We start from the raw sequence: 24,482 nt of genomic DNA, 5'->3' as shown, positions 1-24,482 counted from the left end.
AGGCCTAGAGGAACTGGAAGAGCGACATGCCCTTCATGTCGGCGAAGGCCTTCTGGGAGGCCTGCAGGCCCACCTGGCGAAGGCTGTACTCGCCGATCGCCTCGGCGTAGTCGAGGTCGACCAGATCGGAGAGGGTCTGCTCGTAGTTGATCATGCGATTGCCGCCGACGGAGTCGACCACATCCAGTTCGTTGAGGCGCGCACCGACCGAGGCGCGGGTGGTCAGGACGTTGTCCAGGCTGTTGTCGAGCTCGCGCATCGAGGTGCTCAGAGTGTTGCGCAGGGCGGCCTTGTCGGCGGCGTTCTCGGCCGGATTCTCGAGCGCGGAGAGGGCATTCTCGAGGGTCGCGAAGAGATCGGTATTGCCCTGATCGGCGGGGTTGACCGCGATGCTGTCGCCAGCGGCGGGCTCGCCCTCGAGCTCCAGGGCGAGGCCATCGAACTCGATGCGGACCGGCTCTTCACTATCGGGATCGTAGGAGCCTGTGATGGCGGGGGTGAAAGAGCCGCCGCTGCCATCCTGCACCTCATACCCGTATCCAGATGCGGCATCGCCGGTGAAGCTGATGGTGTAGGCCTGGTTGGGCTTGACGCTCTCCTGGTCGACGACCTGCGGGCCCTTGAAGGTCACGCTACCGGCGTTGCCGCTATCCGCGGTGGCCACGTGGCCGGCACCGCTGGGCACGCTCTGGAAGATCGCCTGGCCGTTGTCGCTGACCTTCATCAGCCGCGAGGCGTCGATGCGCTGCTCACGGCTGTTGGTGTCGCCCACGTACTCGACCCCGCCTTCCTTCTTGACGAAGGGCTCGGTGCTGTCCTGATAGCCGCCGAACAGGTGGCGCCCGTTGCCGTCGGTGGCATTGGCCTGGCCGATCAGCGTCTCGTAGACGCCGCGCAGCTCCGAGGCCACCGACTGACGGTCGGCATCGCTCAGGGTGTCGCTGGAGGCCTGGATCATCAGCGTCTTGGCGCTGGTGACGGCATCGCTGACGCTGTTGAGCACGCTCTCGGTCTGGGCGAGGGAGTTGCGCGCGCTGACCCGGGAATCGGCATGCTGCTGGGTGACCGCCCGGGCCTGGTCGACACCCACGGCACGAGACGCGGCCTGGGGGTCGTCGGAGGGGTTGACCACGCGACGGCCGCTGGCAATCTGCTGGCTGACCTTGAGGAAATCGCTCTGCTGGCGATTCATGGACGAGACGCTCTGCTCGAACATGGTGACGCTGCTGATACGCATCTAGGACTCTCCGACAATCAGTTACGCAGACCGAGGATGGTGTCGATGACCGTCTTCCCCGTGTCGATGACCTTGGCATTGGCCTGGTAGAACTGCTGGTAGCGGATCAGGTTGGCCGCCTCCTCGTCCAGGTTCACGCCGGACTCGGACTGCTGCACGGCCTTGAGCTGATCGGTCAGCCCTTGCTGGGCATCCAGGTTGACCTGCACGATGTTGGTGCGGTTGCCGACATCGCTGACCATGGCACCGTAGGCGCCGCTCAGGCTGGCCGAGTCGCCCACGATGCTCTCGTCCTGAAGGTCCTGCAGGGCCAGGGCGTTGCGGTTGTCGCCGCTGCCCGCCGCATCCTTCTCGAGGGTCAGGCTTGAGGTCTCGCCGGTCGTCGGCAGGTCGCCGATCGTGAAGCTCACGCCATCGACCGTCACCACGTCCCCCACCTTCAGCTCGGCATCAGCATCATTATCCGAGTTTCGAACATTGCCACTGGTACCATCGACAACGCGAACCTCCCCGTTGACCTCCACCTGACCGGGAATGGCATCGGTAAAGCTCAGCACGCCGTTTTCGTCCAGCTCGAGCTCGTAACTGGCACTATCCTGAAACGCTCCCTCATGGGCCTGGACCTTCTCGACCGGCATGTCGCCGCTGGTCGCGAAGAGTGCGCCCGCGGCGATCTTGTCCAGGTCGGAGATGGCGCTCTCCAGGTTGCCGGCGGCGCGGCGCACCGGCTGGACCTCGAAGCGGTCGTTCTGCGCCATCTTGGCGGTATCGTCGAAGGTCAGCGTCACGCCGCCGAAGCTCAGCGTGGCCTGCGTGCCGTTACCGTTCGGGTCCTCGAAAGAGAGCTCAGCGGCATCCAGCTTGCCGCCGCCGTCGAGGCGCGTCACCTCGAAGTCTGAGGGGCCGGAAGGCGGCGCGTTCGTCACCCGGATCCGATAGTCACTCGCCTCGAGCTGACCGATATTGGCGGTATCGAAGGCCGTCTCCGCTACCTGAGCACTGCCGTCGTTGCCCTCCGCCGAGAAGGCCCGGGGCTTGCCGATATCGAAGAAGGCGCCGCCCTGCTCGCCGTCGAGGTCCACCCCGTTGGCGTGCTGCTGGTTGAACGCCACGGCCATCGAGACGGCCATCTGGCCGATCTGGTTCTGGGTCTTGTCCAGGGTCTCGGTACGGAAAGCCATCAGCCCGCCCAAGGTGCCGCCGGTGACGGTGTCCTCGTCCAGCGCCACCAGGCTACCGCCGGAGTCGCGATAGCCCAGCACGGTGCGCTGGGGATCGGCGGGGGAGTCCATCGCCTCGAGCGTGAACTGCTGGGTGCCGGCCACCAGCGGCTGGCCGTTGGGCAGGCTGACGTTGTAGGTCTTGCCGTCCTGGATGTTGAGGCGCACGTCCATGCGTTCGCTGAGCTCGTTGACCAGCCGGTCACGCTGGTTGAGCAGGCCGTTGGGCGCCTCGCCGCTGCGCGCCCGGGCCAGGGCGATCTCGCGATTGAGACCGGCGAGCTGCTCGGTGGTGTTGTTGATCTGGGTGACCTCGTCGGCGATCTGGCCGTTGATGCCCTCCTGCATGTCCTGCAAGTAGCCATCGAAGGAGCGAAACTGCGCGCTCAGGGTATCGGCCGAGCCGAGCACGCCCTGTCGGGCCGCCGGGTCCGAGGGCGCACTGGCCAGATCCTCCAGGGAGGAGAAGAAGTTCTGCATCAAGGGCGCCAGACCGGCCTCGCGATCCGCCAGCAGGCTGTCGATCTGGCCGACCTGATTGGCGTAGGTCGCAAGGGCGCTGGACTTGCTGGTGGCGGCGTTGAGCTGCGAGGCCACGTAGTCGTTGAACTGGCGCTGGATATCGTTGACCTGCACGCCCCCGCCGCCGGTCGATGATTCGCCGAGAATCGCCACCTCGCGGTTGTAACCCGGAGTGAAGACGTTGCTGATATTGTTGCTGGTGGTCGCCAGGGCGTTCTGTGCCGCGTTGAGGCCACTCAGTCCCGTGGAGAAGATGCTCATGGCGTGGTTTCCTTAGGCCGATAGCACTCTTATCGGCAGTACGGCGGCACTCTTGAGGCCGCGTCAGAACGAAGCGTCGAATCCGCCGGCCGAGCCGCGACTCGCCAGCGTCGTGTCGCCGGCCAGCGGCCCGAGGGTATCCATCACGGCGATCAGCTTGTCGGCGTAGGCCGGATCGGTGGCATAGCCGCCCTGCTGCAGGGCGCGGGCGGCCTGGTCGGCGCTGCCCGCCGAAACCACGCCGGCGTAGCGCGGATTGTCACCGATCAGCCGGGCATAGTCGGTGAAGGCCTCCTCGAAGGAGCCGTAGACCCGGAAGTCATCGCGCACGGCCCGGCGCCGGCCGTCGATCACCTCATGGGTAAGGATCTCGGTGGTCTCGCCCTGCCAGGCGCTGCCGGCCTTGATGCCGAACAGGTTATGACTGTTGCCGCCGCCGGCGGTGGCGATCTCATGCCGGCCCCAGCCGGTCTCCAGCGCCGCCTGGGCCAGGATCAGCTCGGCCGGCACGCCGGAGGCGCGGCTGGCCGCCTGGGCAGGGGTCTCCAGGCGCTCGAGGAAGTCACGCACATGGGCGGGCCGCTCGTCGCGAGGCCGAGAGACGGCCTCGGAAGGAGCGTTCGTCTGCAGCGCGTCGAGAAAGGAGCTCGGCATCGACGCGGCATCCGTGTCGCCGTCGTCTTCCGGGCGCAGCGCATTCTCGAGGGGCCGCGGCGTGCCCCGGGGGATACCGGCGATCAGCGCCTCGATCTCGCCGTCGCGGGCCGGCGGCGCGCCGCCACTGCGACCGTCGAGCTGCGCCGTCAGCCGCTCGGCCAGGCCCACGCCGCGCTCGGCCATGCCCTGGGACCACTGCTTGTCGAGCAGCTCCTGGAAGAACTCCGTCTGGCGATTGTCGAGCAGCCCCGAGGAGGGCACGGCGTCGCGCATGCTCTTCATCATCATCTGCACGAACAGCGCCTCGAACTGCTTGGCTGCGGCGTCCAGGCCCTCACCCGGGGTCTGGCGGGCGCTGTGCTTGATCCGCTCGAGGCCCTGGACGTCGAGGGCGAACTGCCCGCTCATGGTGTCGGGAGCGTTCAGGCTCATCAGATGATCTCCAGCTCGGCGCGCAGCGATCCGGCCGCCTTGAGGGCCTCGAGGATCGACATCAGGTCATTGGGCGTGGCACCCAGGGAGTTGAGGGCATCCACCACCTCGAGCAGGTCGGCGCCCTCCACGACCTTGAGGGTACCGGGCTGCTGCTCGATGCTGATCTCGGTGTCCTGCACCACCACGGTCTCGCCGCCGCCGAAGGGATTGGGCTGGCTGACGCCCACCTCGGTATCGATGACGATGGAGAGATTGCCATGGGCCACCGCGGCCTGGCGCAGGGTGACGGCGCCGTTGAGCACGATGGAGCCGGTGCGGGAGTTCAACACCACCCGCGCCGGCGCCTGGGTGGGCGTGACCTCGATGTTCTCGATCCGCGCCATGAAGTTGACCCGGGCATTGGCATCCTGGGGGCCGTCCAGGGCGATCACCCGACCGTTGCGGGCGGCGGCGACCGAGCGCCCGAACTCGCGATTGATGGCGCTGACCACCCGCTGGGCGGTGCCGAAGTCGCTGCTGTCGAGCTGCAGCTCGAGCAGGCCGCCGTTGGCCCCCAGTGCCACCGGCACCTCGCGCTCCACGGTCGCCCCGCCGCTAATCCGCCCACCAGCCTGCTGGTTGATCTGCACGCTGGCGCCGCCGGCGGAGGCTCCCGTCCCGCCGACCAGCAGGTTGCCCTGGGCGATGGCATAGGTGTCGCCGTCGGCGCCCTTGAGCGGCGTCATCAGCAGGGTGCCGCCGCGCAGGCTGTCGGCATTGCCGACCGAGGAGACCACCACGTCGAAACGCTGCCCCGGGCGGGCGAAGGGCGGCAAGTCGGCGGTGACCATCACCGCCGCCACGTTGCGCAGCTGCATGTTGGTGCCGGGGGGCACGGTGATGCCCAGCTGCGAGAGCATGTTGGTCAGGCTCTGGCCGGTGAAGGGCGCCTGCATGGTCTGGTCGCCGCTGCCGTCCAGGCCGACCACAAGGCCGTAGCCCACCAGGGCGTTGTCGCGCACCCCGGCGAAGCCGGCCAGCTCGCGCAGGCGTTCGGCCTGGGCCGGCAGCGCGACCAGGCAGCACAGGATCAGCGCCAGCAAGCGGGCTATCAGCGACGCGCGGCGAGACATCGTGCGAGCGGTGCCGAAGTTCATGCGATCACCATCAGAAGGGCGTGACGTTGAGGAAGAAGCGCTGCAGCCAGCCCATGTGCTGCGCCTCGTTGATGTAGCCGTTGCCGACGTACTCGATGCGGGCATCGGCCACCGAGGTCGAGGGCACGGTGTTCTGACCGGTGATGGTGCGCGGATTGACCACCCCGGCGAAGCGGATGAACTCGGTGCCCTGGTTGATGGCGATCTGCTTCTCGCCGCGCACCCGCAGGTTGCCGTTGTTCATGACCTCGACCACCGAGACGGTGATGGTGCCGGTGAAGGAGTTGTTGGCCTCGGAGCCGCCGCCGCCCTCGAAGTCGCTCTCGCCGGAGGCGGAGATGTCGAAGCCGAGCTCGGCCAGCTGCTCGATGGCATCGGCTTGCTGGTCGAAGCCCAGGCTTGCGGAGCCGTTGCGATCGGCATTGGAGCGGGCGTTCTTGCTGGCGCTGACCTCCTCGTCCAGCACGATGGTCAGGATGTCGCCCACCATGCGCGGCCGGCGGTCCTCGAAGAGCGGCTGATAGCCCCGGTGCGCCTGGTAGATGGAGCCGTTGGCCCGCGGGGCCGGCCGGTCCGGGATCATGATCTGCTCCTGCTCGCCGACCACCGAGGCGCGCGGCACCTGAGCACAACCGCCCAGCAGCAACAGCACCAGGACACAGAGCCCGCCCAGGCGCCACCCGCTGTCGAGAATTCCGGCATTCATGACCACTCTCCTTCTCTCAACCTCGCTCCCCCGTCGTCGTTACAGCTGGGCGAGGCGCGCCAGCATCTCGTCGCTGGTCTTCACGGCCTTGCTGTTGATCTCGTAGGCCCGCTGGGTCTGGATCATGCTGACCATCTCCTCCACCACATTGACGTTGGAGGTCTCGACGTAGCCCTGGGAGAGGCGCCCCGCGCCGTCCAGGCCCGGGATACCCTCGTTGCGGGGGCCTGAAGCGGTCGTCTCGGTGTAGAGGTTGCCGCCGATGCTCTCGAGCCCGGTAGGATTGACGAAGGTGGAGACGGTGATCTGGCCCACCTCGTTGGACTGGGTGCTGCCCGGCTGCTTCACCGACACGATGCCGTCCTCGCCGATGCTCACCGAGAGGGCGTTCTCGGGGATGATGATCGCCGGCTCCAGTGGATAGCCGTTGGCGGTGACCATCTGGCCGTTGGCATCCAGCTGGAAGCTGCCGTCCCGGGTATAGCCGGTGGCGCCGTCCGGCATCAGCACCTGGAAGAAGCCATTGCCGTTGATGGCGAGATCGCGGGAGTTGCCGGTGTTCTCGAGCCCCCCCTGGGTATGCAGGCGCTCGGTGGCCACCGGGCGCACGCCGGTGCCGACCTGCATGCCCGACGGCAGGCGGTTCTGGACGTCGTTCTGGGCGCCGGGCTGGCGCAGGTTCTGGTAGAGCAGGTCCTCGAACACCGCCCGGGATTGCTTGAAGCCGTTGGTGTTGACGTTGGCCAGGTTGTTGGAGATCACGTCCAGCTTGACCTGCTGGGACTCGAGGCCGGTCTTGGCCGTCCACAGTGACTTGATCATCTAGGCATTCCTCGTGTTCGGGGCATCTCAGCTCAGGGAGAGCAGGCTGTTGGCGCGCTGGGCGTTCTCGTCGGCGGTGCTGATGACCTTGGTCTGCATCTCGTAACGACGCGCCACGTCGATCATCGAGACCATGGCGTCCACGGCGCCGACGTTGCTGCCCTCCAGGGCGCCGCTGACCACCCGGGCATCATCGTCGGCGGGCAGCGCCGCCGGAGCGCCCTCGCCGGCTGGCGGGGCCCGGAAGAGCCCGTCGTCGCCGCGGACCACGCCCGCCTCGCCCGGCGTGACCAGCTTGAGACGACCCACGGCGACCAGGGCATCGGCGCCCTGGCCCTGGGCGATGGCGCTCAGGGTGCCGTCGCTGCCCACCGAGAGCTGGGCGCCCAGCGGCACCTGAATGGGGCCGCCCTCGCCGATCACCGGGCGGCCGACGCTGGTCACCAGGCCGTCGCTGTCGACCTGGAGATCGCCGCGGCGCGTGTAGGCCTCGCTGCCGTCCGCCGCCTGCACGGCGAGCCAGGCATCGCCCTCCATCGCCACGTCGAGCGCCCGGCCGGTGCGGTTCATGGGGCCGGGCGCGAAGTCCGCCCCCGGCGTCGAGGCGGCCACCGAGACTCGCGTGGGCAGGGCGCCGTCGCCCTGCACCGGCACGGCGCGCATGGCGTGCAGCTGGGCGCGAAAGCCGACGGTATCCACGTTGGAGAGGTTGTGGCTGACCACCGACTGCTGCTCCATGCTCTGCCGGGCGCCGCTCATGGCGGTGTAGAGGATGCGATCCATGGCTCAACTCCCGCCTTAGCGACTCAGGTTGATCGAGGCCTGCAGGACCTCGTCCTGGGTCTTGATGGTCTGGGAGTTGGCCTGGTAGGCGCGCTGGGTGACGATCATGTCGACCAGCTGCTTGGCCAGGTCCACGTTGGAGGTCTCGATGGCGCCGGACTGGATACTGCCCAGCACGCCGGTGCCGGCCTCGCCCAGCAGCTCCTGGCCGGAGGCCGCGGTGGAGGTCCAGGCGTTGTCGCCGACCGACTGGAGGCCCTCCGGGTTGCGGAAATTGGACAGCGTAATCTGGCCGGCGGGGCGCGACTGCTCGTTGGTGTAGTTGCGCGTCACGGTGCCGTCGTCTTCGATGGTGATGCCGACCAGGGCGCCGGAGGTATAGCCGTTCTGGGTCAGGTCGCTGGCCCGGGAGTTGTTGCCGAACTGGGTGGAGCCCGCCAGGTTCATGTCGAAGGTCAGATCCAGCGGCTCGCCATCCAGGAAGTCGTCGGTGGCGAAGGTGTAGGTCTGGTCGCCGCCGGTTTCCAGCTGGCCATCCTGGGTAAACGTCAGCGTCCTCTCGTCCACTGCCGTGGGTGTAGCAGCGTCCATCAGCACCTGACCGTCCATGGCGATACGCGAGGTCCACTCGTTGGCGCCCGTCTTCTCGTAGTAGGCGGTGATGTTGCGGGGATTGCCCAGGGAGTCGTAGACGGTGAAGTTGTTGGAGTAGTGGTAATCGATGGCCACATCATTGCCGGCGACATCACTCAGCGTGGTCTGCCTACGGTCTTCGCCGTCGACCTCCCGAGCATCCAGGTTGAGGGTCGTGGACACGTCGGTGGTGGCGCTGGCGGGCATCTCCTCGGATGGCACCTGCAGCACCTGGGGCTGGCCACCGGTCTCGACATTGCCGGCCGCGTTAAGGCCGTAGCCCATGATCCGCGCGCCCTGGGCGTTCTGCAGGTAGCCGTCCGGCGTCATGGAGAGCTGGCCGTTGCGCGAGTAGACCACCTCGCCATTCTGCTGGAAGCGATAGAAACCCTGACCGCTCACCGCCAGGTCGAGCTCACGGCCGGTGGCCTCGATGTTGCCGGCGCCGAAATCCTGGAGCACCTGGGAGACCTTGGTGCCGAGGCCCGTGGAGCCGGCGAAGACGTCGGCGAACTGGGCGCCGGCACTCTTGTAGCCCACAGTCTGAGAGTTGGCGATGTTGTTGCCCAGCACGTCGAGGCTGGAGGAGGCGGCATTCAGGCCGCTGAGTGCTTGTGAGAAACCCATGTCACTGTCCCTGCGTTAGCTGAGTATCGAACGGAAAACGGCTCGTGATCGAGCGGCCCGCCATCAAAGGATCTGCTTGATATCCGAGAGCCCGACCCGGCCGTAGACGGCGCCCAGATCGAGCTGCACCTGTCCGCCATCGGTCGCCGGCGTGACGCTGCCGACCACGGCGTAGTTAAGGGTCTCGACCGGCACCGCCTCGCCCCCTCGGGTGGCCTCGACGCTGACGCTATAAGCACCGTCGACGGCCGTCTGGCCGTCGCTGGTCTGGCCGTCCCAGCTGAACGATTCCACGCCGGCCTTCACCGCGCCCATCTCGTAGCGATTCACCACCTGGCCGGACTGATTGGTGATGGTGACGATGACGTTGTCGGCGGGCTGGTTCAGCTCGATGCCGAACGGCGTGGTGGTCACCTGAGCCTGCTCGCCCTCGGCCGCCTCGCCCTGGCTCAGCAGCACGCGATCGCCGGGCACTAGCACGCCCTTGCCGATCAGCCCGGTGGCCTGCAGGGCCTGGCCGGCATCGATCTGGCCGGTGATCGCCGCCATCGACTCATTGAGCTTCTCGATGCCGCTGACGGTGTTGATCTGCGCCAGCTGGGCGGTCATGTCCTCGTTCTTCATCGGACTGAGCGGGTCCTGGTTCTGCAGCTGCGTCACCAGCATGGTCATGAAGTTGTTGCGCAGCTCGTCCGACTGGCGGGCACTCAGGCTCGCGCCGCCCGCGGCCCCGCCGTTCGTGGCGTTGATCACGCCGCTATCGATGGAAGTCGCCATCTGCTTATCCCTCGCCCAGGGTCAGTGTCTTGATCATCAGCTGCTTGTTGGTGTTCATCACCTCGACGTTGGCCTGGTAGGAGCGCGAGGCGGAGATCATGTTGACCATCTCGCCCACCGGATCGACGTTGGGCATGGTGACGTAGCCCGCGTCGTCGGCCAGGGGATGCCCGGGGCGATACTCCTGCCGCATGGGCGAGGGGTCCTCCACCACCTCTCGCACGCCGACGCCGCCGATGCCATCGCGTGACTGGGCGCGCGTCTCGAACATCACCTGCTTGGCCCGGTAGGCTTCGCCGTCGGGCCCCGAGACGCTGTCCGCGTTGGCCAGGTTGCTGGCGGTGACGTTCATGCGCTGCGACTGGGCGCTCATGGCCGAGCCGGAGATATCGAAGATGGAGAACATCGACATAGGGTCACTCCTGGATTATTCGGGCTGCATGGCCTTCTTGAGGCCCTGGATACGGCTGTTGAGCATCGTCAGCGCCGCCTGGTAGCGCACCGAGTTGTCGGCGAACTGGGTGCGCTCGCGATCCATGTCCACGGTGTTGCCGTCGAGGCTAGGCTGGGCGGGCACCCGATAGAGCAGGTCGCGAGAGCCCGACAGCGGCCCCTGGCCCTCGAGATGGCGCGAGGAGGTCCGCGACAGCGACAGGCCGTCGCTCCCGCCCTGCTGGACGGCCTTGTTGAGTTCGCTGGCGAAGTCCATGTCGCGGGCCTTGTAGCCCGGCGTATCCGCATTGGCGATGTTGCTGGCCAGCACCTTCTGGCGCTCCTGGCGCAGTCCCAGGGCCTGCTGATGGAAGTTCAAAGAGGCTTCGAGCCGATCGATCATCTCGGCGCTCCCCGCAAAAGGTATGAGTCGACGGTGGAGAATAGCCAAGCCCCTGTCATGACAAAGGCTCGAACAGCCGGCATTCGGATAGCCAATTCACGTATTTCGCCGCGACGACGACCGCTAGAATCGTGGCATCCGTTCCCGTCCTGGCCTCGACATGCTCCGCAACCGCCTATCGCGTCGTCTTTCCCGGCATATCGCCTGCCTGCTGGCGATAGCTCTCCTGCTGCTGGCGGGACCGAGCCACGCCGACGAGGACGCCATGCTGGCGAAGGTGCACGCCTTCCTTCACGAGCGGGCCGCGGGATCGGGCGACGAGGTCGCCATCGAGGTGCATCCGCCCCGAGCCGACCTGCCCGCCTGCGCACGACCCGATATCTTTCTGCCCCGTGCCGCCGACAGGCCGGTCGGGCGCGTCTCGGTGGGGGTGCGCTGCGGCGACCAGGGGCAACGGGTGCGCTATCTCCAGGCCGAGATCCACGTCACCGGACACCATGTGGAACTGGCCCGGGACGTGCGTGCCGGCGAGACGATCCGCCCGGAAGACCTGACCGAGGTCGCCGGCCGCCTGGATCGACTGCCCCGCCAGGCCGTGCTCGACCCGGATCGGGCGATCGGCCAGGAGGCGACCCGACAACTGGCGGCCGGCGTGACGCTGCAGCGCTACCATCTGCGCCCTCGCCCGCTGGTCAGGCGGGGGCAGCAGGTGGTGGTCGAGGCGCGCGGGGCGGGATTTCGTGTGACGAGAAGCGCCGAGGCGCTGGCGCCGGGCGGCCAGGGAGAGCGGATACGCGTGCGCCTCCCCGATCGCGAGATCCTCGAGGCGAGGGTCATCGGCGAGGGACGCATGGCCGTGGACTTTTAAGCGCCCCGCTCACACACTCGCCGCACAGCGACATGCCGCGCTAAAGTTAGCGAATCGACGGCCGATACCCTTCATCAACACATCGGTCACGAGGCCATCACCGTGAAAATCGACAACCTCCATCCCCTGCCGCGTCCCGGCCAGGTCGAGCCGCGTGACGAGAGCCGCAAGGCTCAGGGAGCGGACCGCGCCCCTCGGCAGGACGCCGGCCCATCGGCCACAACCCACCTGAGCCAGGGCGCCACGGATGCCAGCCAGGACATCGACACCGCGCGCGTGGAAGAGCTGCGCGAGGCGATTCGCGAGGGTCGACTGGACGTGCGGGCCAAGCGCATCGCCGACGGCCTGATCGCCAGCGTCCAGGACCTGCTTAACGGAGAGGAGCGCGGCGAATGAGCCTGCATCGCCTGCTCGAAGAGCAGCAGTCTCGACTCACGACGCTGACTCGCCTCCTCGAACATGAGCAGGAGCAGCTGCTGGACGGCACGATCGATGGCGCGCGGCTGGAGAAGATCGCGCAGGAGAAGTTCCGTCTGCTGCTGAGCCTCGAGGAGACCGAGACGAATCGGGCGAGGGTACAGCGCAAGCTCGGCTACTCCACCGACGGCAACGGCGCACGCCAGGCCGCAGAGGACGCGGGCTGTCTCGATCAGTGGCAGGCCACCCTCGACATGGCGGCAGACACCGGCCGACTGAACGAGCGCAACGGACGCCTGATCGGTCTGCGCATGACGCACAACCAGCAGATGCTCGACTACATCCATCGCATCGCCGAGAAGTCCGTGTACGCCTCCGACGGGCGCGCGACCATGGGACAGCGACGGCTGAACACCTCCGCCTGACGGCCGGCGCCCTGCTCGCTCGCCGACCTCCCGCCCCTGGCCTCAAGGCTGTACGGGCACCCGCCTCTCCGGATGATTTCCCAGCCACGCGGCCAGGGCGTCGCTCGCCATCGGCGTGCCCAGCAGGTTCCCCTGGACCCGATCGATCCCCTTGTTTCGCGCCGCCGCAAGCTCGTCGGCCGTCTCCACCCCGACCATCGTGCTGCCCAGCTGCAGCGCCTTCAGGCATTGCGACAGCGCGCTCAAGGCCTGGCGAGCAAAGGGGCTGCTATCGGCCAGGCCGTGCACCAGCTCACGGCCGATCTTTCCCTCGGAGACCGGCAGCATCGCCAGGCGTATCAAATCCACCGGAGCCCCGCCGAGGTTATCGACCACCAGCTGCACCCCCATGCGGGAGAGGCGGCGCAGCAGCAGACTATGGGCATCGGCCTGGCTGGAGAGCACCTGCCCGTCGATCTCCAGCGCCAACCAGCCAAGCTCGCTGCAGTGCTGACGCAGGAAGCGATCCAGGGGGCGCCCATCGAAGACGCTCTGCTCGAGCAGGCTGGCATCGAGATTGACCGATACCTTCAGGCCCGAGAGCGGGACACCGGCTGCCTGCCAGCGCTGATGCTGGGCAATGACCTGTTCGATGACCCAGCGGTCGAGCCTGACCATCTGCGCCATCTCGACCACCATCGGCAGGAACTCGTGCGGCGGCAGCATACCCCGCTCGGGATGTCGCCAGCGCACCAGGGCCTCGACGCCGACGCAGCCGCCGGTGGCCAGGTCGACCTGAGGCTGGTAGACCACGACGAAGTGACGATCGGGGCAGAGCAGGGCTTCCTGCAAGCGGTGCCGAATCGCCATACGCTGAGAGAGCATCTGCTTGAGGCCCCGGTCGAAGAAGGCATGGCCGGCCGGAAAGGCCTGATCCAGAGCCTGACCGGCACGGCCCATCAACTGCTCGGAGGAGGTGCCATCTTCCGGATAGATGGCGATGCCGATGGACAGGGTCAGCAATAGCGGCGGTCGCCCCAGCGTGAATGGCGCCTCCATGGCCTCGATACAGCGCAGCGCGGCGGCCTGCAGGCTCTCCGGGGAGACAGGATGCTCGATCAGCACCGCCCAGCGATCACCGCCCAAAGAGGCGATGCTGTCCTCACCGCGCAGGGTGCCCGTCAGCCGGCGGCTGACCTGCGCCAGCAGGGTCTGCATCGCCGGCTCGCCATAGGCGTGACGCACCTCATCGGCACGATCGAGCCGAACCAGCAGCACGGCCAACGGCTGGTCGTGGCGATCCGCTCGCTCGATGGCATGACGCAAGCGGTCCTCGAAGACCCATTGGCTGGCCAGGCCGGTATGCGGGTCCGAGAAGGGCGGAACCTCTTCCGCCTGGCCGCCCGGGAGATCCACGAAAGCCATCAGCTTGGCCACGCCCGCCGGCGCGCCCTCCGGGATCACCTCGGACATCAGCACCATTCTCGATGCCTCGAGCCCTTCGCTGGCCAGCCAGATGCGCTGCCAACGATGCCCCTCCGAGTGAACCTCCACCTCTCGCTGCACCGGCCGCCAGGAGACCATCCGCATGATGTCAGTCAGCCGCTTGCCGACGAGGTCATCCTCCTCCGTGCCAAGCAAGCCCAGAAAGCCGGCGTTTGCCCACAGCACCTCGTCCTGCACGTCGAGCATCACCAGGGCCATCGGCGTATGCTCGAGGAGCAGTCGGAACAGCAGGGCCGGATGCTGCATCAACGTCACTGCCCCCTCCTCTCCCTTTCCGGAAGGCGCCTGTGGCGGTGATCCAGCACCATCGTGTGACATGGGAAACTCCCGTTAAGGATAATGAGCCTCGATGACTCGTAGCCTATCGAAGGTTAGGGCCACCGTCAGGACCATCGCCAGACAAATATCGACCAGCGCCCCCCAGACTTGAGACGCCTGGCGGCCTCCCGCCTCAAGATGACCGCCGAACGGCCGATAGGGGATTCAGGAGAAATCGGCGAGCAAGAGGCAAGGATGTCGCAGCGACAGGATAGCTATACCCGCGTGGAGAGTCCCGCAGAGATCGAGACGCTGCTGGAGACATTGACCGAGCCCGGCGGCGCATCGCTTCAGGTGACCACCTCGGGCAGCAAGCCACTCCCCGTGCTGGTCATGGAGCAGCAGCCCGGTACGCTGCTGGCGCTGGACATCAGCGCCATTCGCGAGATCGCCGGCGAGCTGAAGCGCGGCCAGGCGTTCCGCCTGCTGGGTCAGACGCAGGGCAAGATGCTGAGAACCCCGTCCCTGGTGATGAATGAATGTCACGAGAGCGAGGGTCGCCTGGTATGCACCTGCCCCTTCCCCCCTCATCTGGAGGTCCTGCAGCGTCGCGCCTCCTTTCGCGCCCGGCTGCGTCTGGGCATGGAGGTGGGCGCCATCCTGCGCGACGAACAGGACGGGTCGGCCCAGGGGGACCTGAAAGACCTCTCGCTGGAGGGCTGCCAGCTGGAGCTGGCGCTCTCCGCCGGCGCCTTGCTGGCGAATGCCGACCGCCCCCTGGAGGTGGAACTCTGCTTTCCCAACGATACCCGGTTCGTGGTGCGCGCCGCGCCGCGCCACCAGGCGGTCGACACCGAGCGCCAGATCATCCTGGCCGGGTTTCGGTTCGACGCCATCAACGGCGAGCAGGAACGGCAACTCTGGTACTTCGTGCGCGAGATCGAACGCGAGGCCGCCCGCTATGCCGAAGGCAGCGAGGCATCACGCCTGCCGTCACTGCTCTTCCAGGCGCAGGCCTCAACACCTCCCGCGGTGGGCCGACGCACTAGCCAGCCCTATCCCACGCCCATGGCCAAGCGGCTGGCGCGCATTGCCGGCTACCTGGATGCCCAGCTTCTCGAGCTGCAGCAGGGCGGAGAGGTGGACCCGGTGCAGCTATCGCGCCATGCCGATCGCCTTCTGCTGCTTCACGACGAGGATCGGGACGGCCTGCTCTTCGCCACCCGCTGCCTGCAACACGAGCCTCGGCTGGTGCGCCACTGCCTTGGAATGAGCGTTCACCTGCTGGACCTGGCCGGGCAACCGCCCATCCCTCGCGAGCTGAGCAAGGCCATGGTGGCCAGCGCCATGGTGCACGACCTGGGCAAGGCCCGATGGAGCCCCGAGCTGTGGCAGGTGCGCCATCCCGACGAACAGCAGCAGCGCCAGATGCACGGCCACGTGGAAGAGCTGATGCACCGCATGGAGCGCTGCCACTGGCTCTCCGCCAACATCCTCGACTCGGTGGCAGGCAACGCGAACGAGCGCCTGGACGGCAGTGGCTACCCCCGCGGCCTGACCGCCAGCGATCTGCATGAGCTGGCGCGCGCCGCCGCGGTGGTGGACGCCGTCGATGCCATGCGGCGGGACCGCCCGGATCGACCCGCCTGGCGAATCGACGCCATCTACCGCCACCTGCTGAACCACCCCGAACAGTTCGACCAGCGCTGGGTAAAGCGCCACCTCCAACGCTTCGGTCTCTATCCGATCGGCTCGCTGGTCCGCTTCCACGGCGGTCAGCTGGCCTGGGTCCGGAGCCTCGATGCACAGGGACAGCCCGACCAGGTTCAGCTGACCGATGCTCACGGGCCCCCCGGCCCGGCTCTGGGCGAGATCCTCCGAGGAACCGCCCTCCAGCATCTCGGCAGCATCCAGGAGGAGCTGCCGGTATCGAGCTAAAGTCGCAGCCCGACCGGCCGATAAACAGAAATAACACGGCTGACAAGCCCTGTTCATGGCAACGCGGGGCGTGGGGCTTGTCAGACTATCGCAGTGCAGGGGAGGCATCATGACGGCCGTTTCAGCATGGAACAACGCCTGATTCTCCCACTCCGGCCATACATCGAGGCCTTAACGACAGGAGCAAGCAACCCATGAGCGCCATGCGAGGAGCCGCCGCCTACGGGCGCGGGGCCAGTGCCTATGCCAAGGTCGGCGTGGAAAGTGCCGTGATGGCCGCGAGCCCCCATCAGCTGATCGTGATGCTGTTCGATGGCGCCCTGGCGTCCATCCGCACCGCGCGCATCCACCTCCAGGATGGCAACGTCGCCGAGAAGGGCAAGGCGATCTCCAAGGCACTGGATATCGTCAATAACGGCCTGCTCGCGGCCCTGGACGCGGAACGCGGCGGCGAGATCGCCGAGCGCCTCGCCTCGCTCTACGACTACGTGGCACGCCTGCTGCTGTCGGCCAACCGGCATGACGACGTCGAGAGCCTCAACCAGGCGGAGACACTGCTGAGCGACATCGCCTCGGCCTGGCGGGAAATCGACGGCCAGGCATCAGGGAGCTGATCATGGAACACGGTGGGGAGCCAACCGGCCAGCAGGCACTGGTCGAGAAGTATGAAGCGCTGCGCTGGCGCACCCGCCGGATGCTGGATTCGGCACGCGAGGCCGACTGGCCGACGCTGATCGACCAGCAGGAGAGCTACCTCCTGCAGGTCGACCAGCTAGCGATGCTCGAAGCCGAGCGCCAGCTGGATGCCGCGCACCGGGCCCGCAAGGCGACGCTGCTCGAGGAGATCCTGGAGAACGATCTCGAGATCCGCGAGCGCCTGATCGAGCGCCGCGACGAGCTGGGCGAGCTGATCGGCACCACGCAGCGTCAGCGCAAGCTGCGCCATGCCTATGACGTCGGAGCGCAGCCTCCCCCGCCGTCTGTCGCGCCGGGCCGCGGCACGAACGCCCCGTGAGCGGCATCACCCCGCTGCTGGATACCCTGCTGCACCAGGTGCTGGGCAAGCGTGTCGACACCCCACCCCCCCAGGACCTGAACCAACCGGTCAAGCCGACCTCGCCCGCCGACGCACCGAAGGCCCTGCACAGCGACTCGCGGCTCGATGCACGGAGCCAACCCGCACCCCTGCCGGGGCTGGGACGTACCCCAGGAGCCGCGTCGGATAGCGCTTCGCGGCCGCTCCCCACCCCAGGCCAGCCCCCCGCCTCGGCCCAGACCCACTTCAGCCGCTCGGCCCTCACCATCGCCGACCTGCTGATGCGCTTTCCCGCCCCGCCCTCCTTCGTGAGGCCACCGATGCCACTGATGGCCGCCGGACAGGCACCGGACCCGGCTAACGTGGCCGTCCGCCTGGAAGAGAGCATCCGCCATAGTGGGCTCTTCTACGAGTCGCACCTGGCCCGCTGGTACAAGGGGGAACTCCCTCGCCAGCAGCTCGAGCGGGAGCCCCAGATGTGGCGTTCACTGCAGTTCGCACTCGCGGGCACGCGACAGGGCGACGCCGCCCCTAGCGGGCTCGCTGGTCCTCGCGACCTGCCCTTTCTTCCCGGAGCGCCGCTGCCCCGCGGGGCAGGCTCCGCGCCGCTCGCCCTGCCGGCCGGCACTCCACCCGCCTCGGCGTCCTCGCCGCCCCCGGCCAACGCCGTCAGCCTATCCCCCGCGGCGGCAGCTGCCGGCCCAACGCCATCGGTCGCCGGCACCGAGCAGGGCGGCAGCACCGCCGCGCGGGAGTCGCTGGCCGAGGCGCTCCCGCGCGCCCCTGCTAGCGCACCGGTGCACGAGAGCCTGCAGGGCATCGTCCGCCACCAGCTCGAGATGCTGGTGACCCCGACCCTGCGCTGGGAGGGCGACGTCTGGAGCGGGCTGTTCATGGCGCTGATGGTTCCGCTACCACCTGGACACCAGGAGCGCCCGGGGAGCGAGGAGACCGAATCGCAGCGCCGGGACGGCGAACAGCGCGGCTGGCGCTCGGAGATCGACCTGGACGTCGCTGGCCTGGGACGCCTGAAGGCCTCGCTGTGGATGGACGCGGACCGGGTGGAGATCGACCTGCGCCTGGCCCACGAGTCGACCCGACAGCGACTCGAGCGCGACCTGGAGATCCTGCGCTCCCGGCTGGCCGGGCACGGCTTCGAGACGATCCAGATCGACCTCGGTCGACTCGATGAGGGATCAACGCCATGAACGGCAAGGGTTCCGAGGGGCGTCGCCAGGCAGTGGCCCTGGCCTATCACGACGCGAATGATGCGCCACGTGTCATTGCGCAAGGATATGGCGAGCTGGCCGAGCATATCATTGCGGAAGCGAGACGCCAGGACGTTCACGTCCACGATGCGCCGGAGCTGGTCGGCCTGCTGATGCAGCTGGACCTGGACGAGGCGATTCCTCCGCGACTCTACCAGGTCATCGCGGAGCTGCTGGTCTGGGTATATGAGCGAGCCCCGGAGACATCAACGGAAACGGATAAGCCTTAGCGTGATAAGCCACCGCCATGGGTGTCATAGCGATAGTCTATGTAAATATTTGTAAAAGCCTAAGTTTTATTTAATAGATGAGATACACTCAGAGAGGCATGATTTTTCTCATCTTTTTTATTAGTCATTGCCAATTAACCCGCCCAACCTGACTTCTTCGACCCGGAAGGCCGATTGCATCCATGGCTCAGCCACTGACAATGCGGTCCCTTGAGGGTAAGAGCGTACCGCCAGATGACCTGCTGCGGGCGCACGGCGGAAGGGCTGCCTCACGAGGGCAGCGACCATGCCAGAACGATGGAAAGCCGACGGGAAAAATGGACATCAGCAACGTAATCGACGAGATCCATGAGCTGAATCTCACCTATCTCCTGCTCGCCCAGCGACTGATCAGCGAGGATCGGGTCGCAGCCAAGTTTCGTCTCAAGATCGACGATGAGATGGCGGATCTTCTGCAGGAGCTCAACGCTCGTCAGCTGATGAAACTATCACGCGTCAATCAGCTGCTGTGTCACTTTGGTCACGATAGCGCCGAGCAGCTTCGCCAGCTGACCCATAACCCTCGCGAGCAGGGTCTGACCCAATTCCATGCCTCGCTGTTGATGGCATCCCAGCCGGCGGCCGCGACCGCCACGGAGCGCTGAGGGATGACCAGCAAGAGTCTGCTAGCGGAGATGCAACAGGTGCAGCTGGCGATCGACCTGATCGAGCTTGGCGCACGCCTGCAGGTGCTGGAGACCGAAACCGACCTGAGTCGCGCCCGCCTGATTCGCCTGTTCAAGGAAATACGCGGCATGTCGCCGCCCAAGGGCATGCTGCCCTTCTCCACGGACTGGTTCATCACCTGGATGCCGAACATCCATTCATCGCTGTTCTACAACATCTTCCTGCGCCTGCAGGAAGATCAGGGCTGCGAGCGAATGGAGGCCTTCATCAAGGCCTACCGGCTCTATGCCGAGCAGGTGGAGACCGACGGCGCCGAGACCGTGCTGGGCCTGACTCGCGCCTGGACCCTGGTACGCTTCTTCGAGAGCGACCTGCTGCAGCTCTCGGCCTGTACACGCTGTGCCGGCCACTTCGTGGCGCACGCCCACAGCCCGACCCACGACTATGTCTGCGGCATCTGCCAGCCCCCCTCACGCGCCGGCAAGACTCGCAAGCGCCAGCAGGGCATGGCAGACCGGAACCCCACCGAGGCGTCGCCGGCGACCCTCGATCACCGCATGGCCTGACGCCCCCTCAGGCCCGATAGCGCAGGCAACCGACGCTCCCACCCCTTTTTAGCGACAAGTTTCGACCGCCTTCCTCAAGTCTCGCCCGAGACCGCCGATATCCGATGGTGATCATCATTCATCGCCTCGCTAGGGATACCGGCCGTGTTGATACCCATCGGATACCTCGTCGTCATCCTCTCCGTGTTCGGGGGCTTCGCCCTGGCGGGCGGCCACCTGGGCCCGCTCTTCCAGCCGACGGAGTTCCTGATGATCGGCGGCGCCGGCATCGGCGCCTTCATCGCCGCCAACAACGGCAAGGCCATCAAGGCGACCTTTCGCATCTTCGGCCGGCTGCGCCGCTCCAACCAGTACGACAAGGCGCTCTACATGGATCTGCTGGCGCTGCAGTACAAGATGCTCACCAAGATCCGCCGCGACGGCATGCTGGGCATCGAACGCGACATCGATAATCCGAAGGAAAGCGTCCTGTTCAACGAACACCCGCGCGTGCTCGCCGACCCGCTGATCATGGCCTTTCTCACCGACTACCTGCGCCTGATGGTCAGCGGCAGCATGGATCCCATGGAGCTCGACGAACTGATGCTCCACGAGATCGAGGCCTTCGAACAGGAGGCGCATATCCCCGCCGATGCCATCGCCAAGGTGGGCGATGCCATGCCGGCCTTCGGCATCGTGGCCGCGGTGATGGGGGTGGTAAAGGCGCTGAGCGCGGCTGATAGCGCGCCGGATGAGATGGGACGGATGATCGCCCACGCCCTGGTCGGCACCTTCCTGGGCATCCTGGCCGGCTATGGCTTCATCAACCCGCTGGCCAGTCGTGTCGAGCGGCAGACGAAAGAGGTGGAGAAGATCCTCCAGTGCATGCGGGTCACCCTGCTGGCCAGCCTGCACGGCTATGCCCCTCAGCTCGCCGTGGAGTTCGGACGCAAGGCCCTGCATACCGAGGAGCGTCCCGACTTCAGCGAGCTGGAGGAGTACATCCGCAGTGCCAAGGCAGGTGAAGGCGGCGCATGACCCCGAATCGCAGACCCATCATCATCCGCCGCAAGAAGGTCATCCATCGGCATAGCGGGGGCAGCTGGAAGATCGCCCTGGCGGACTTCATGACGGCGCTGATGGCGCTGTTCCTGGTCATGTGGATCCTGTCGCAATCCGACCAACAGCAGCGCGAAGCCGTCTCCGAGTACTTTCGCACCCCCCTGCTGACCGCCATCACCGGCGGCGACGGCACGGCGCGAAGCGCCAACGTGATTCCCGGCGGCGGTCCTGATCCGGTGCATGCCGACGGCGAGCGGGCACGCATCGACCTGCGCACCCAGACCCGCCCCAGCGATCAGCAGCGCCACGCCTTTCGCGATCTCCAGCAGCGCATCGAGAGCGCCATCGACGCGGATCCGGACCTGCGCCAACTTCAGAAGCAGCTGCGCTTCGACATGACCCCCGAGGGACTGCGCATCCAGCTGCTCGACACCGAGCAGCGCCCGATGTTCGAGCTGGGCAGCGCCCGGGTCGCGCCCTACATGCGCGACCTGTTGCGCACCATGGCCCCGCTGCTCAACGAGCTGCCCAACGACCTCAGCATCGGCGGCCATACCGATGGCCTGGCCTACCTCAACGGCTATCGCGGCTACAGCAACTGGGAACTCTCGAGCGACCGGGCCAACGCCTCGCGCCGCGAGCTAGTGGCCGGAGGCCTGAATCCCGCCAAGCTGTTGCGGGTCTCCGGCTTCGCCGATCGGGTGGTGATGCCCGGCACCGAGGCCAGCGACCCCGTCAACCGGCGCATCGAGCTGCTGGTGCTGTTCCGCGAGGTCGCCGAGCGCATCCGCTCGCCGGGCCTGCTCAACGGGGCCGGCACGCCGTCGCCGCTCGGCCGTCAGCCGGAAAGCGGAAGCGATGAGGCGCCGATGGAGCGATTCACCCGAAGCCTGCAACAGGCCCTCGGCACAGAACAACCACGGCCCTGAGGGGCGATAACCATTCCTGGGTGGGGACACGCACATGGATATCACCGATTTCTATGAAACCTTCTTCGAGGAGGCCGAGGAGCTGCTGGCGGACATGGAGCGCCACCTGCTCGAGATCGACCTCGAGGCGCCGGACGCCGAGCAGCTCAACGCGATCTTCCGCGCCGCGCACTCGATCAAGGGGGGCGCCGGCACCTTCGGCTTCGACGTGCTGCAGAAGACCACGCACCTCTTCGAGAACCTGCTCGATCACACGCGCCGCGGGGAGCTGACGCTTCGCCGGGACATCGTCGATACCTTTCTGGAAACCAAGGACATGCTCCACGACCAGCTGGACGCCTATCGCAACGAGGAAGTCCCCGACCAGGAGGCCTTCGCGCGGATCTGCCAGACCCTGCAGCAGCTGGCGCTGGAGGAGATCGGCCAGGAGCTCGAGGCGGCCAGCGGCACGCCAGCCGCCGCGGCTTCCGCGGCCGCTCCGGAACCGGCATCGACAAGCGCCCCCGCGGCACAGAGCGAGTCGACCGAGCCCCCCTCGGGCGAGCAGCGGCTGACCGTGGCCCTGCTGAACGTCGGCGAGAAGGATCGCGGCCTGCTGGTGGAGGAGCTGGGCCAGCTCGGCACGGTAGAGGAGCAGCACGGCGACGAGGCCCGCTACGAGGTCACGCTGCTCACCGCGACCGGCAGTGACGACATCGAGGCGGTGATGTGTTTCATCGTCGAGCCCGAGCAGCTGCAGGTCCAGCCCGCCGCGCCAGCGCCAGCGCCAGCAGAGGCCGCCACACCCGCCTCGGCGACACCCTCCGATACGCCGGCAACCGCGGAGGCACCCGGCACGCCTACCAACGACGCTAAGAAAGAAGAGAGCAAGCAAGAGGGCGGCAAGCCCAAGGCGAAGAAGGCCAAGACGGGCGGCGAGTCCAGCTCGATCCGGGTCTCGGTGGACAAGGTCGACCAGATCATCAACCTGGTGGGCGAGCTGATCATCACCCAGTCGATGCTCGACCAGACCGTCAGCGAGCTGGACGGCGTCACCCACGGCGGCCTGCTCAACGGCATGAGCCTGCTGCAGCGCAACGCCCGGGACCTCCAGGAAGCCGTCATGTCGGTGCGCATGGTGCCCATGGACTACGTGTTCAGCCGCTACCCGCGCCTGGTGCGCGATCTCGCCGGCAAGCTCGACAAGGACGTGGAGCTGGTCACCGAGGGCGAGTCCACCGAACTCGACAAGAGCCTCACCGAGCGCATCATCGACCCGCTCACCCACCTGGTGCGCAACAGCCTGGATCACGGCATCGAGGACCCGGAGACCCGCGAGGCAGCCGGCAAGCCGCGCACCGGGCGCCTGACCCTCTCGGCCCAGCACCAGGGCGGCAACATCCTCATCGAGGTGATCGACGACGGCGCCGGCCTGGATCGCGACAGGCTGCTCGCCAAGGCGCGGGACAGCGGCCTGTCGGTCTCCGACACCATGAGCGACGACGAGGTGTGGCAGCTGATCTTCGCCCCCGGCTTCTCCACCGCCAAGGAGGTCAGCGACGTCTCCGGGCGCGGCGTGGGCATGGACGTGGTCAAGCGCAACATCCAGGGCATGGGCGGTCACGTCGAGATCATGTCCCGCAAGGGTCAGGGCACCACCACGCGCATCGTGCTGCCGCTGACCCTGGCGATCCTCGACGGCATGTCGATCAAGGTCGGCAGCGAGGTCTTCATCCTGCCGCTCTCCACCGTGCTCGAGTCCCTGCAGCCCTCCCGCGAGGACCTCTACGCCATGGCCGGCGACGACGTGGTGCTCAAGGTCCGCGACGAGTACCTGCCCGTGGTCGCCGTGCACTCGGCGCTGGACGTGGAGGGCGCCAAGACCGAGCTCAACGAGACCATCGCGGTGATCGTGCAGGGCGAGGGGCGCCGCTACGCCCTGCTGGTGGACGACCTGATCGGCCAGCAGCAGGTGGTGGTGAAGAACCTCGAGACCAACTATCGCAAGGTGCCGGGCGTCTCGGCGGCGACCATCCTGGGCGACGGCAGCGTGGCGCTGATCCTCGACATCGCCGACCTGCACCGCCTGAACCGGGCCAAGAAGGAGGCGCGACGCCCGCAGCGCGTCGCCACCGATCACTCAACGCTGTTCCGCAAGGAGGGAGAAGCATCATGACCAGCCTGACACGCAACGCCGACCACGCCGCTTCCGAGGCCCACAACCGCGAGTTCCTGGTGTTCTCGCTGGGCGAGGAAGAGTACGCCATCGACATCCTCAAGGTGCAGGAGATCCGTGGCTACGAGAACGTCACGCGCATCGCCAACGCCCCCGAGTTCATCAAGGGCGTGACCAACCTGCGCGGGATCATCGTGCCGATCGTCGATCTGCGCATCAAGTTCCACCTCGACACCGTCGAGTACGGCGGCCAGACCGTGGTGATCGTGGTCAACGTCGGCGAGCGGGTGGTGGGCATCGTGGTGGATGGCGTCTCGGACGTCATGACCCTCACCCCCGAGCAGATCAAGCCGGCCCCGGAGTTCGGCGTCACGCTCTCCTCCGACTTCCTGAGCGGCCTGGGCAGCCTCGAGGACCGCATGCTGGTGCTGGTCGACATCGACAAGCTGCTGACCAGCGAGGAGATGGCCCTGGTCGAATCCGTCGGCGACTGAGTCACGCCCGACTCATCCACCCACGACTCGATGACCCAACGACCCGCGAGGGGAC

The 24,482-nt window shown here is 67.0% G+C and carries 26 protein-coding genes; 14 read left to right on the top strand and 12 right to left on the bottom strand.

Annotated features, from left to right (window positions below):
- Positions 1 to 4: 4 nt before the first annotated feature.
- From flgL to flgB, 11 genes are all read right to left on the bottom strand, one after another.
- Positions 5 to 1,237 carry a flagellar hook-associated protein FlgL gene (gene flgL, locus ABE957_RS00775; protein ID WP_349756730.1) on the bottom strand — a complete coding sequence of 411 codons (1,233 nt, stop codon included), beginning with the start codon at positions 1,235 to 1,237 and terminating at the stop codon, positions 5 to 7.
- Positions 1,238 to 1,254: 17 nt separating this feature from the next.
- Positions 1,255 to 3,240: a flagellar hook-associated protein FlgK gene (gene flgK, locus ABE957_RS00770; RefSeq protein ID WP_349756729.1), complete on the bottom strand. Its 1,986-nt coding sequence runs from the start codon at positions 3,238 to 3,240 to the stop codon at positions 1,255 to 1,257.
- A 63-nt stretch (positions 3,241 to 3,303) separates the two neighbouring features.
- Complete coding sequence (flgJ, locus tag ABE957_RS00765; protein ID WP_349756728.1) at positions 3,304 to 4,329, bottom strand: flagellar assembly peptidoglycan hydrolase FlgJ; 1,026 nt, start codon at positions 4,327 to 4,329, stop codon at positions 3,304 to 3,306.
- The gene (locus tag ABE957_RS00760; protein WP_349756941.1) at positions 4,329 to 5,444 is read right to left on the bottom strand and encodes a flagellar basal body P-ring protein FlgI; all 1,116 of its coding nucleotides are present in this window, start codon (positions 5,442 to 5,444) and stop codon (positions 4,329 to 4,331) included. The genes flgJ and ABE957_RS00760 overlap by 1 nt, the downstream gene beginning before the upstream one ends.
- 34 nt (positions 5,445 to 5,478) lie before the next feature.
- On the bottom strand, positions 5,479 to 6,174 hold the full coding sequence (locus tag ABE957_RS00755; protein WP_349756727.1) for a flagellar basal body L-ring protein FlgH: 696 nt from the start codon (positions 6,172 to 6,174) through the stop codon (positions 5,479 to 5,481).
- A 39-nt stretch (positions 6,175 to 6,213) separates the two neighbouring features.
- Positions 6,214 to 6,996: a flagellar basal-body rod protein FlgG gene (flgG, locus tag ABE957_RS00750; protein WP_349756726.1), complete on the bottom strand. Its 783-nt coding sequence runs from the start codon at positions 6,994 to 6,996 to the stop codon at positions 6,214 to 6,216.
- A gap of 27 nt (positions 6,997 to 7,023) precedes the next feature.
- On the bottom strand, positions 7,024 to 7,779 hold the full coding sequence (locus ABE957_RS00745; RefSeq protein WP_349756725.1) for a flagellar basal body rod protein FlgF: 756 nt from the start codon (positions 7,777 to 7,779) through the stop codon (positions 7,024 to 7,026).
- A 15-nt stretch (positions 7,780 to 7,794) separates the two neighbouring features.
- Entirely contained in the window at positions 7,795 to 9,039 is a 1,245-nt protein-coding gene (flgE, locus tag ABE957_RS00740) for a flagellar hook protein FlgE (RefSeq protein ID WP_349756724.1), read from the bottom strand.
- Positions 9,040 to 9,102: 63 nt separating this feature from the next.
- Positions 9,103 to 9,816 (bottom strand): flagellar hook assembly protein FlgD, encoded by a 714-nt coding sequence (locus ABE957_RS00735; protein ID WP_349756723.1) that lies wholly within the window; start codon positions 9,814 to 9,816, stop codon positions 9,103 to 9,105.
- Between the two features lie 4 nt (positions 9,817 to 9,820).
- Positions 9,821 to 10,228: a flagellar basal body rod protein FlgC gene (gene flgC, locus ABE957_RS00730; RefSeq protein ID WP_349756722.1), complete on the bottom strand. Its 408-nt coding sequence runs from the start codon at positions 10,226 to 10,228 to the stop codon at positions 9,821 to 9,823.
- Between the two features lie 15 nt (positions 10,229 to 10,243).
- On the bottom strand, positions 10,244 to 10,651 hold the full coding sequence (flgB, locus tag ABE957_RS00725; RefSeq protein WP_349756721.1) for a flagellar basal body rod protein FlgB: 408 nt from the start codon (positions 10,649 to 10,651) through the stop codon (positions 10,244 to 10,246).
- 160 nt (positions 10,652 to 10,811) lie between these two features.
- On the opposite strand from flgB, the gene flgA reads away from it, so the two are divergent.
- The 3 genes from flgA (at position 10,812) to ABE957_RS00710 (ending at position 12,361) form a co-directional block, all read left to right on the top strand.
- Positions 10,812 to 11,519, top strand: coding sequence for a flagellar basal body P-ring formation chaperone FlgA (gene flgA, locus ABE957_RS00720; protein ID WP_349756720.1), 708 nt, complete (start codon positions 10,812 to 10,814; stop codon positions 11,517 to 11,519).
- A 102-nt stretch (positions 11,520 to 11,621) separates the two neighbouring features.
- Positions 11,622 to 11,915 (top strand): flagellar biosynthesis anti-sigma factor FlgM, encoded by a 294-nt coding sequence (gene flgM, locus ABE957_RS00715; protein ID WP_349756719.1) that lies wholly within the window; start codon positions 11,622 to 11,624, stop codon positions 11,913 to 11,915.
- Entirely contained in the window at positions 11,912 to 12,361 is a 450-nt protein-coding gene (locus tag ABE957_RS00710) for a flagella synthesis protein FlgN (RefSeq protein ID WP_349756718.1), read from the top strand. The genes flgM and ABE957_RS00710 overlap by 4 nt, the downstream gene beginning before the upstream one ends.
- Before the next feature lie 42 nt (positions 12,362 to 12,403).
- Here the strand turns inward: ABE957_RS00710 and ABE957_RS00705 are convergent, their stop codons facing one another.
- Entirely contained in the window at positions 12,404 to 14,092 is a 1,689-nt protein-coding gene (locus tag ABE957_RS00705; protein WP_349756940.1) for an EAL domain-containing protein, read from the bottom strand.
- 267 nt (positions 14,093 to 14,359) lie between these two features.
- Here ABE957_RS00705 and ABE957_RS00700 point away from each other — a divergent pair, with 267 nt between their 5' ends.
- The 11 genes from ABE957_RS00700 to cheW all read left to right on the top strand — a co-directional run bounded on the left by ABE957_RS00700 (position 14,360) and on the right by cheW (position 24,427).
- Complete coding sequence (locus ABE957_RS00700; RefSeq protein WP_349756717.1) at positions 14,360 to 16,042, top strand: HD domain-containing phosphohydrolase; 1,683 nt, start codon at positions 14,360 to 14,362, stop codon at positions 16,040 to 16,042.
- A gap of 194 nt (positions 16,043 to 16,236) precedes the next feature.
- Positions 16,237 to 16,656, top strand: a complete 420-nt coding sequence (fliS, locus tag ABE957_RS00695) for a flagellar export chaperone FliS (RefSeq protein WP_349756716.1) — start codon at positions 16,237 to 16,239, stop codon at positions 16,654 to 16,656.
- A 2-nt stretch (positions 16,657 to 16,658) separates the two neighbouring features.
- The gene (locus tag ABE957_RS00690) at positions 16,659 to 17,057 is read left to right on the top strand and encodes a flagellar protein FliT (RefSeq protein ID WP_349756715.1); all 399 of its coding nucleotides are present in this window, start codon (positions 16,659 to 16,661) and stop codon (positions 17,055 to 17,057) included.
- Positions 17,054 to 18,286, top strand: coding sequence for a flagellar hook-length control protein FliK (fliK, locus tag ABE957_RS00685; protein ID WP_349756714.1), 1,233 nt, complete (start codon positions 17,054 to 17,056; stop codon positions 18,284 to 18,286). The genes ABE957_RS00690 and fliK overlap by 4 nt, the downstream gene beginning before the upstream one ends.
- Positions 18,283 to 18,576, top strand: coding sequence for an EscU/YscU/HrcU family type III secretion system export apparatus switch protein (locus ABE957_RS00680; RefSeq protein ID WP_349756713.1), 294 nt, complete (start codon positions 18,283 to 18,285; stop codon positions 18,574 to 18,576). The genes fliK and ABE957_RS00680 overlap by 4 nt, the downstream gene beginning before the upstream one ends.
- A 317-nt stretch (positions 18,577 to 18,893) precedes the next feature.
- On the top strand, positions 18,894 to 19,220 hold the full coding sequence (gene flhD, locus ABE957_RS00675) for a flagellar transcriptional regulator FlhD (RefSeq protein WP_349756712.1): 327 nt from the start codon (positions 18,894 to 18,896) through the stop codon (positions 19,218 to 19,220).
- 3 nt (positions 19,221 to 19,223) lie between these two features.
- Entirely contained in the window at positions 19,224 to 19,808 is a 585-nt protein-coding gene (flhC, locus tag ABE957_RS00670) for a flagellar transcriptional regulator FlhC (RefSeq protein WP_349756711.1), read from the top strand.
- Positions 19,809 to 19,952: 144 nt separating this feature from the next.
- Positions 19,953 to 20,825 (top strand): flagellar motor stator protein MotA, encoded by an 873-nt coding sequence (gene motA / locus ABE957_RS00665; RefSeq protein ID WP_349756710.1) that lies wholly within the window; start codon positions 19,953 to 19,955, stop codon positions 20,823 to 20,825.
- Positions 20,822 to 21,778 (top strand): flagellar motor protein MotB, encoded by a 957-nt coding sequence (gene motB / locus ABE957_RS00660; protein WP_349756709.1) that lies wholly within the window; start codon positions 20,822 to 20,824, stop codon positions 21,776 to 21,778. Before motA ends, motB begins: the two co-directional genes overlap by 4 nt.
- A gap of 34 nt (positions 21,779 to 21,812) precedes the next feature.
- Positions 21,813 to 23,933, top strand: coding sequence for a chemotaxis protein CheA (gene cheA / locus ABE957_RS00655; RefSeq protein WP_349756708.1), 2,121 nt, complete (start codon positions 21,813 to 21,815; stop codon positions 23,931 to 23,933).
- The gene (cheW, locus tag ABE957_RS00650) at positions 23,930 to 24,427 is read left to right on the top strand and encodes a chemotaxis protein CheW (RefSeq protein ID WP_349756707.1); all 498 of its coding nucleotides are present in this window, start codon (positions 23,930 to 23,932) and stop codon (positions 24,425 to 24,427) included. The genes cheA and cheW overlap by 4 nt, the downstream gene beginning before the upstream one ends.
- Positions 24,428 to 24,482 lie beyond the last annotated feature (55 nt).

Source organism: Halomonas pelophila (genome assembly GCF_040196315.1).
GTDB classification, from domain to species: domain Bacteria; phylum Pseudomonadota; class Gammaproteobacteria; order Pseudomonadales; family Halomonadaceae; genus Halomonas; species Halomonas pelophila.
This window is presented reverse-complemented; position numbering and strand designations above follow the sequence as displayed.

Excerpts from the sequence above, each read along its gene's own strand:
- flgL (WP_349756730.1), bottom strand. The coding sequence starts at position 1,237 with ATGCGTATCAGCAGCGTCACCATGTTCGAGCAGAGCGTCTCGTCCATG.
- flgK (WP_349756729.1), bottom strand. The coding sequence starts at position 3,240 with ATGAGCATCTTCTCCACGGGACTGAGTGGCCTCAACGCGGCACAGAAC.
- flgJ (WP_349756728.1), bottom strand. The coding sequence starts at position 4,329 with ATGAGCCTGAACGCTCCCGACACCATGAGCGGGCAGTTCGCCCTCGAC.
- ABE957_RS00760 (WP_349756941.1), bottom strand. The coding sequence starts at position 5,444 with ATGTCTCGCCGCGCGTCGCTGATAGCCCGCTTGCTGGCGCTGATCCTG.
- ABE957_RS00755 (WP_349756727.1), bottom strand. The coding sequence starts at position 6,174 with ATGAATGCCGGAATTCTCGACAGCGGGTGGCGCCTGGGCGGGCTCTGT.
- flgG (WP_349756726.1), bottom strand. The coding sequence starts at position 6,996 with ATGATCAAGTCACTGTGGACGGCCAAGACCGGCCTCGAGTCCCAGCAG.
- ABE957_RS00745 (WP_349756725.1), bottom strand. The coding sequence starts at position 7,779 with ATGGATCGCATCCTCTACACCGCCATGAGCGGCGCCCGGCAGAGCATG.
- flgE (WP_349756724.1), bottom strand. The coding sequence starts at position 9,039 with ATGGGTTTCTCACAAGCACTCAGCGGCCTGAATGCCGCCTCCTCCAGC.
- ABE957_RS00735 (WP_349756723.1), bottom strand. The coding sequence starts at position 9,816 with ATGGCGACTTCCATCGATAGCGGCGTGATCAACGCCACGAACGGCGGG.
- flgC (WP_349756722.1), bottom strand. The coding sequence starts at position 10,228 with ATGTCGATGTTCTCCATCTTCGATATCTCCGGCTCGGCCATGAGCGCC.
- flgB (WP_349756721.1), bottom strand. The coding sequence starts at position 10,651 with ATGATCGATCGGCTCGAAGCCTCTTTGAACTTCCATCAGCAGGCCCTG.
- flgA (WP_349756720.1), top strand. The coding sequence starts at position 10,812 with ATGCTCCGCAACCGCCTATCGCGTCGTCTTTCCCGGCATATCGCCTGC.
- ABE957_RS00710 (WP_349756718.1), top strand. The coding sequence starts at position 11,912 with ATGAGCCTGCATCGCCTGCTCGAAGAGCAGCAGTCTCGACTCACGACG.
- ABE957_RS00705 (WP_349756940.1), bottom strand. The coding sequence starts at position 14,092 with ATGCAGCATCCGGCCCTGCTGTTCCGACTGCTCCTCGAGCATACGCCG.
- ABE957_RS00700 (WP_349756717.1), top strand. The coding sequence starts at position 14,360 with ATGTCGCAGCGACAGGATAGCTATACCCGCGTGGAGAGTCCCGCAGAG.
- fliS (WP_349756716.1), top strand. The coding sequence starts at position 16,237 with ATGAGCGCCATGCGAGGAGCCGCCGCCTACGGGCGCGGGGCCAGTGCC.
- ABE957_RS00690 (WP_349756715.1), top strand. The coding sequence starts at position 16,659 with ATGGAACACGGTGGGGAGCCAACCGGCCAGCAGGCACTGGTCGAGAAG.
- ABE957_RS00680 (WP_349756713.1), top strand. The coding sequence starts at position 18,283 with ATGAACGGCAAGGGTTCCGAGGGGCGTCGCCAGGCAGTGGCCCTGGCC.
- flhD (WP_349756712.1), top strand. The coding sequence starts at position 18,894 with ATGGACATCAGCAACGTAATCGACGAGATCCATGAGCTGAATCTCACC.
- flhC (WP_349756711.1), top strand. The coding sequence starts at position 19,224 with ATGACCAGCAAGAGTCTGCTAGCGGAGATGCAACAGGTGCAGCTGGCG.
- motB (WP_349756709.1), top strand. The coding sequence starts at position 20,822 with ATGACCCCGAATCGCAGACCCATCATCATCCGCCGCAAGAAGGTCATC.
- cheA (WP_349756708.1), top strand. The coding sequence starts at position 21,813 with ATGGATATCACCGATTTCTATGAAACCTTCTTCGAGGAGGCCGAGGAG.
- cheW (WP_349756707.1), top strand. The coding sequence starts at position 23,930 with ATGACCAGCCTGACACGCAACGCCGACCACGCCGCTTCCGAGGCCCAC.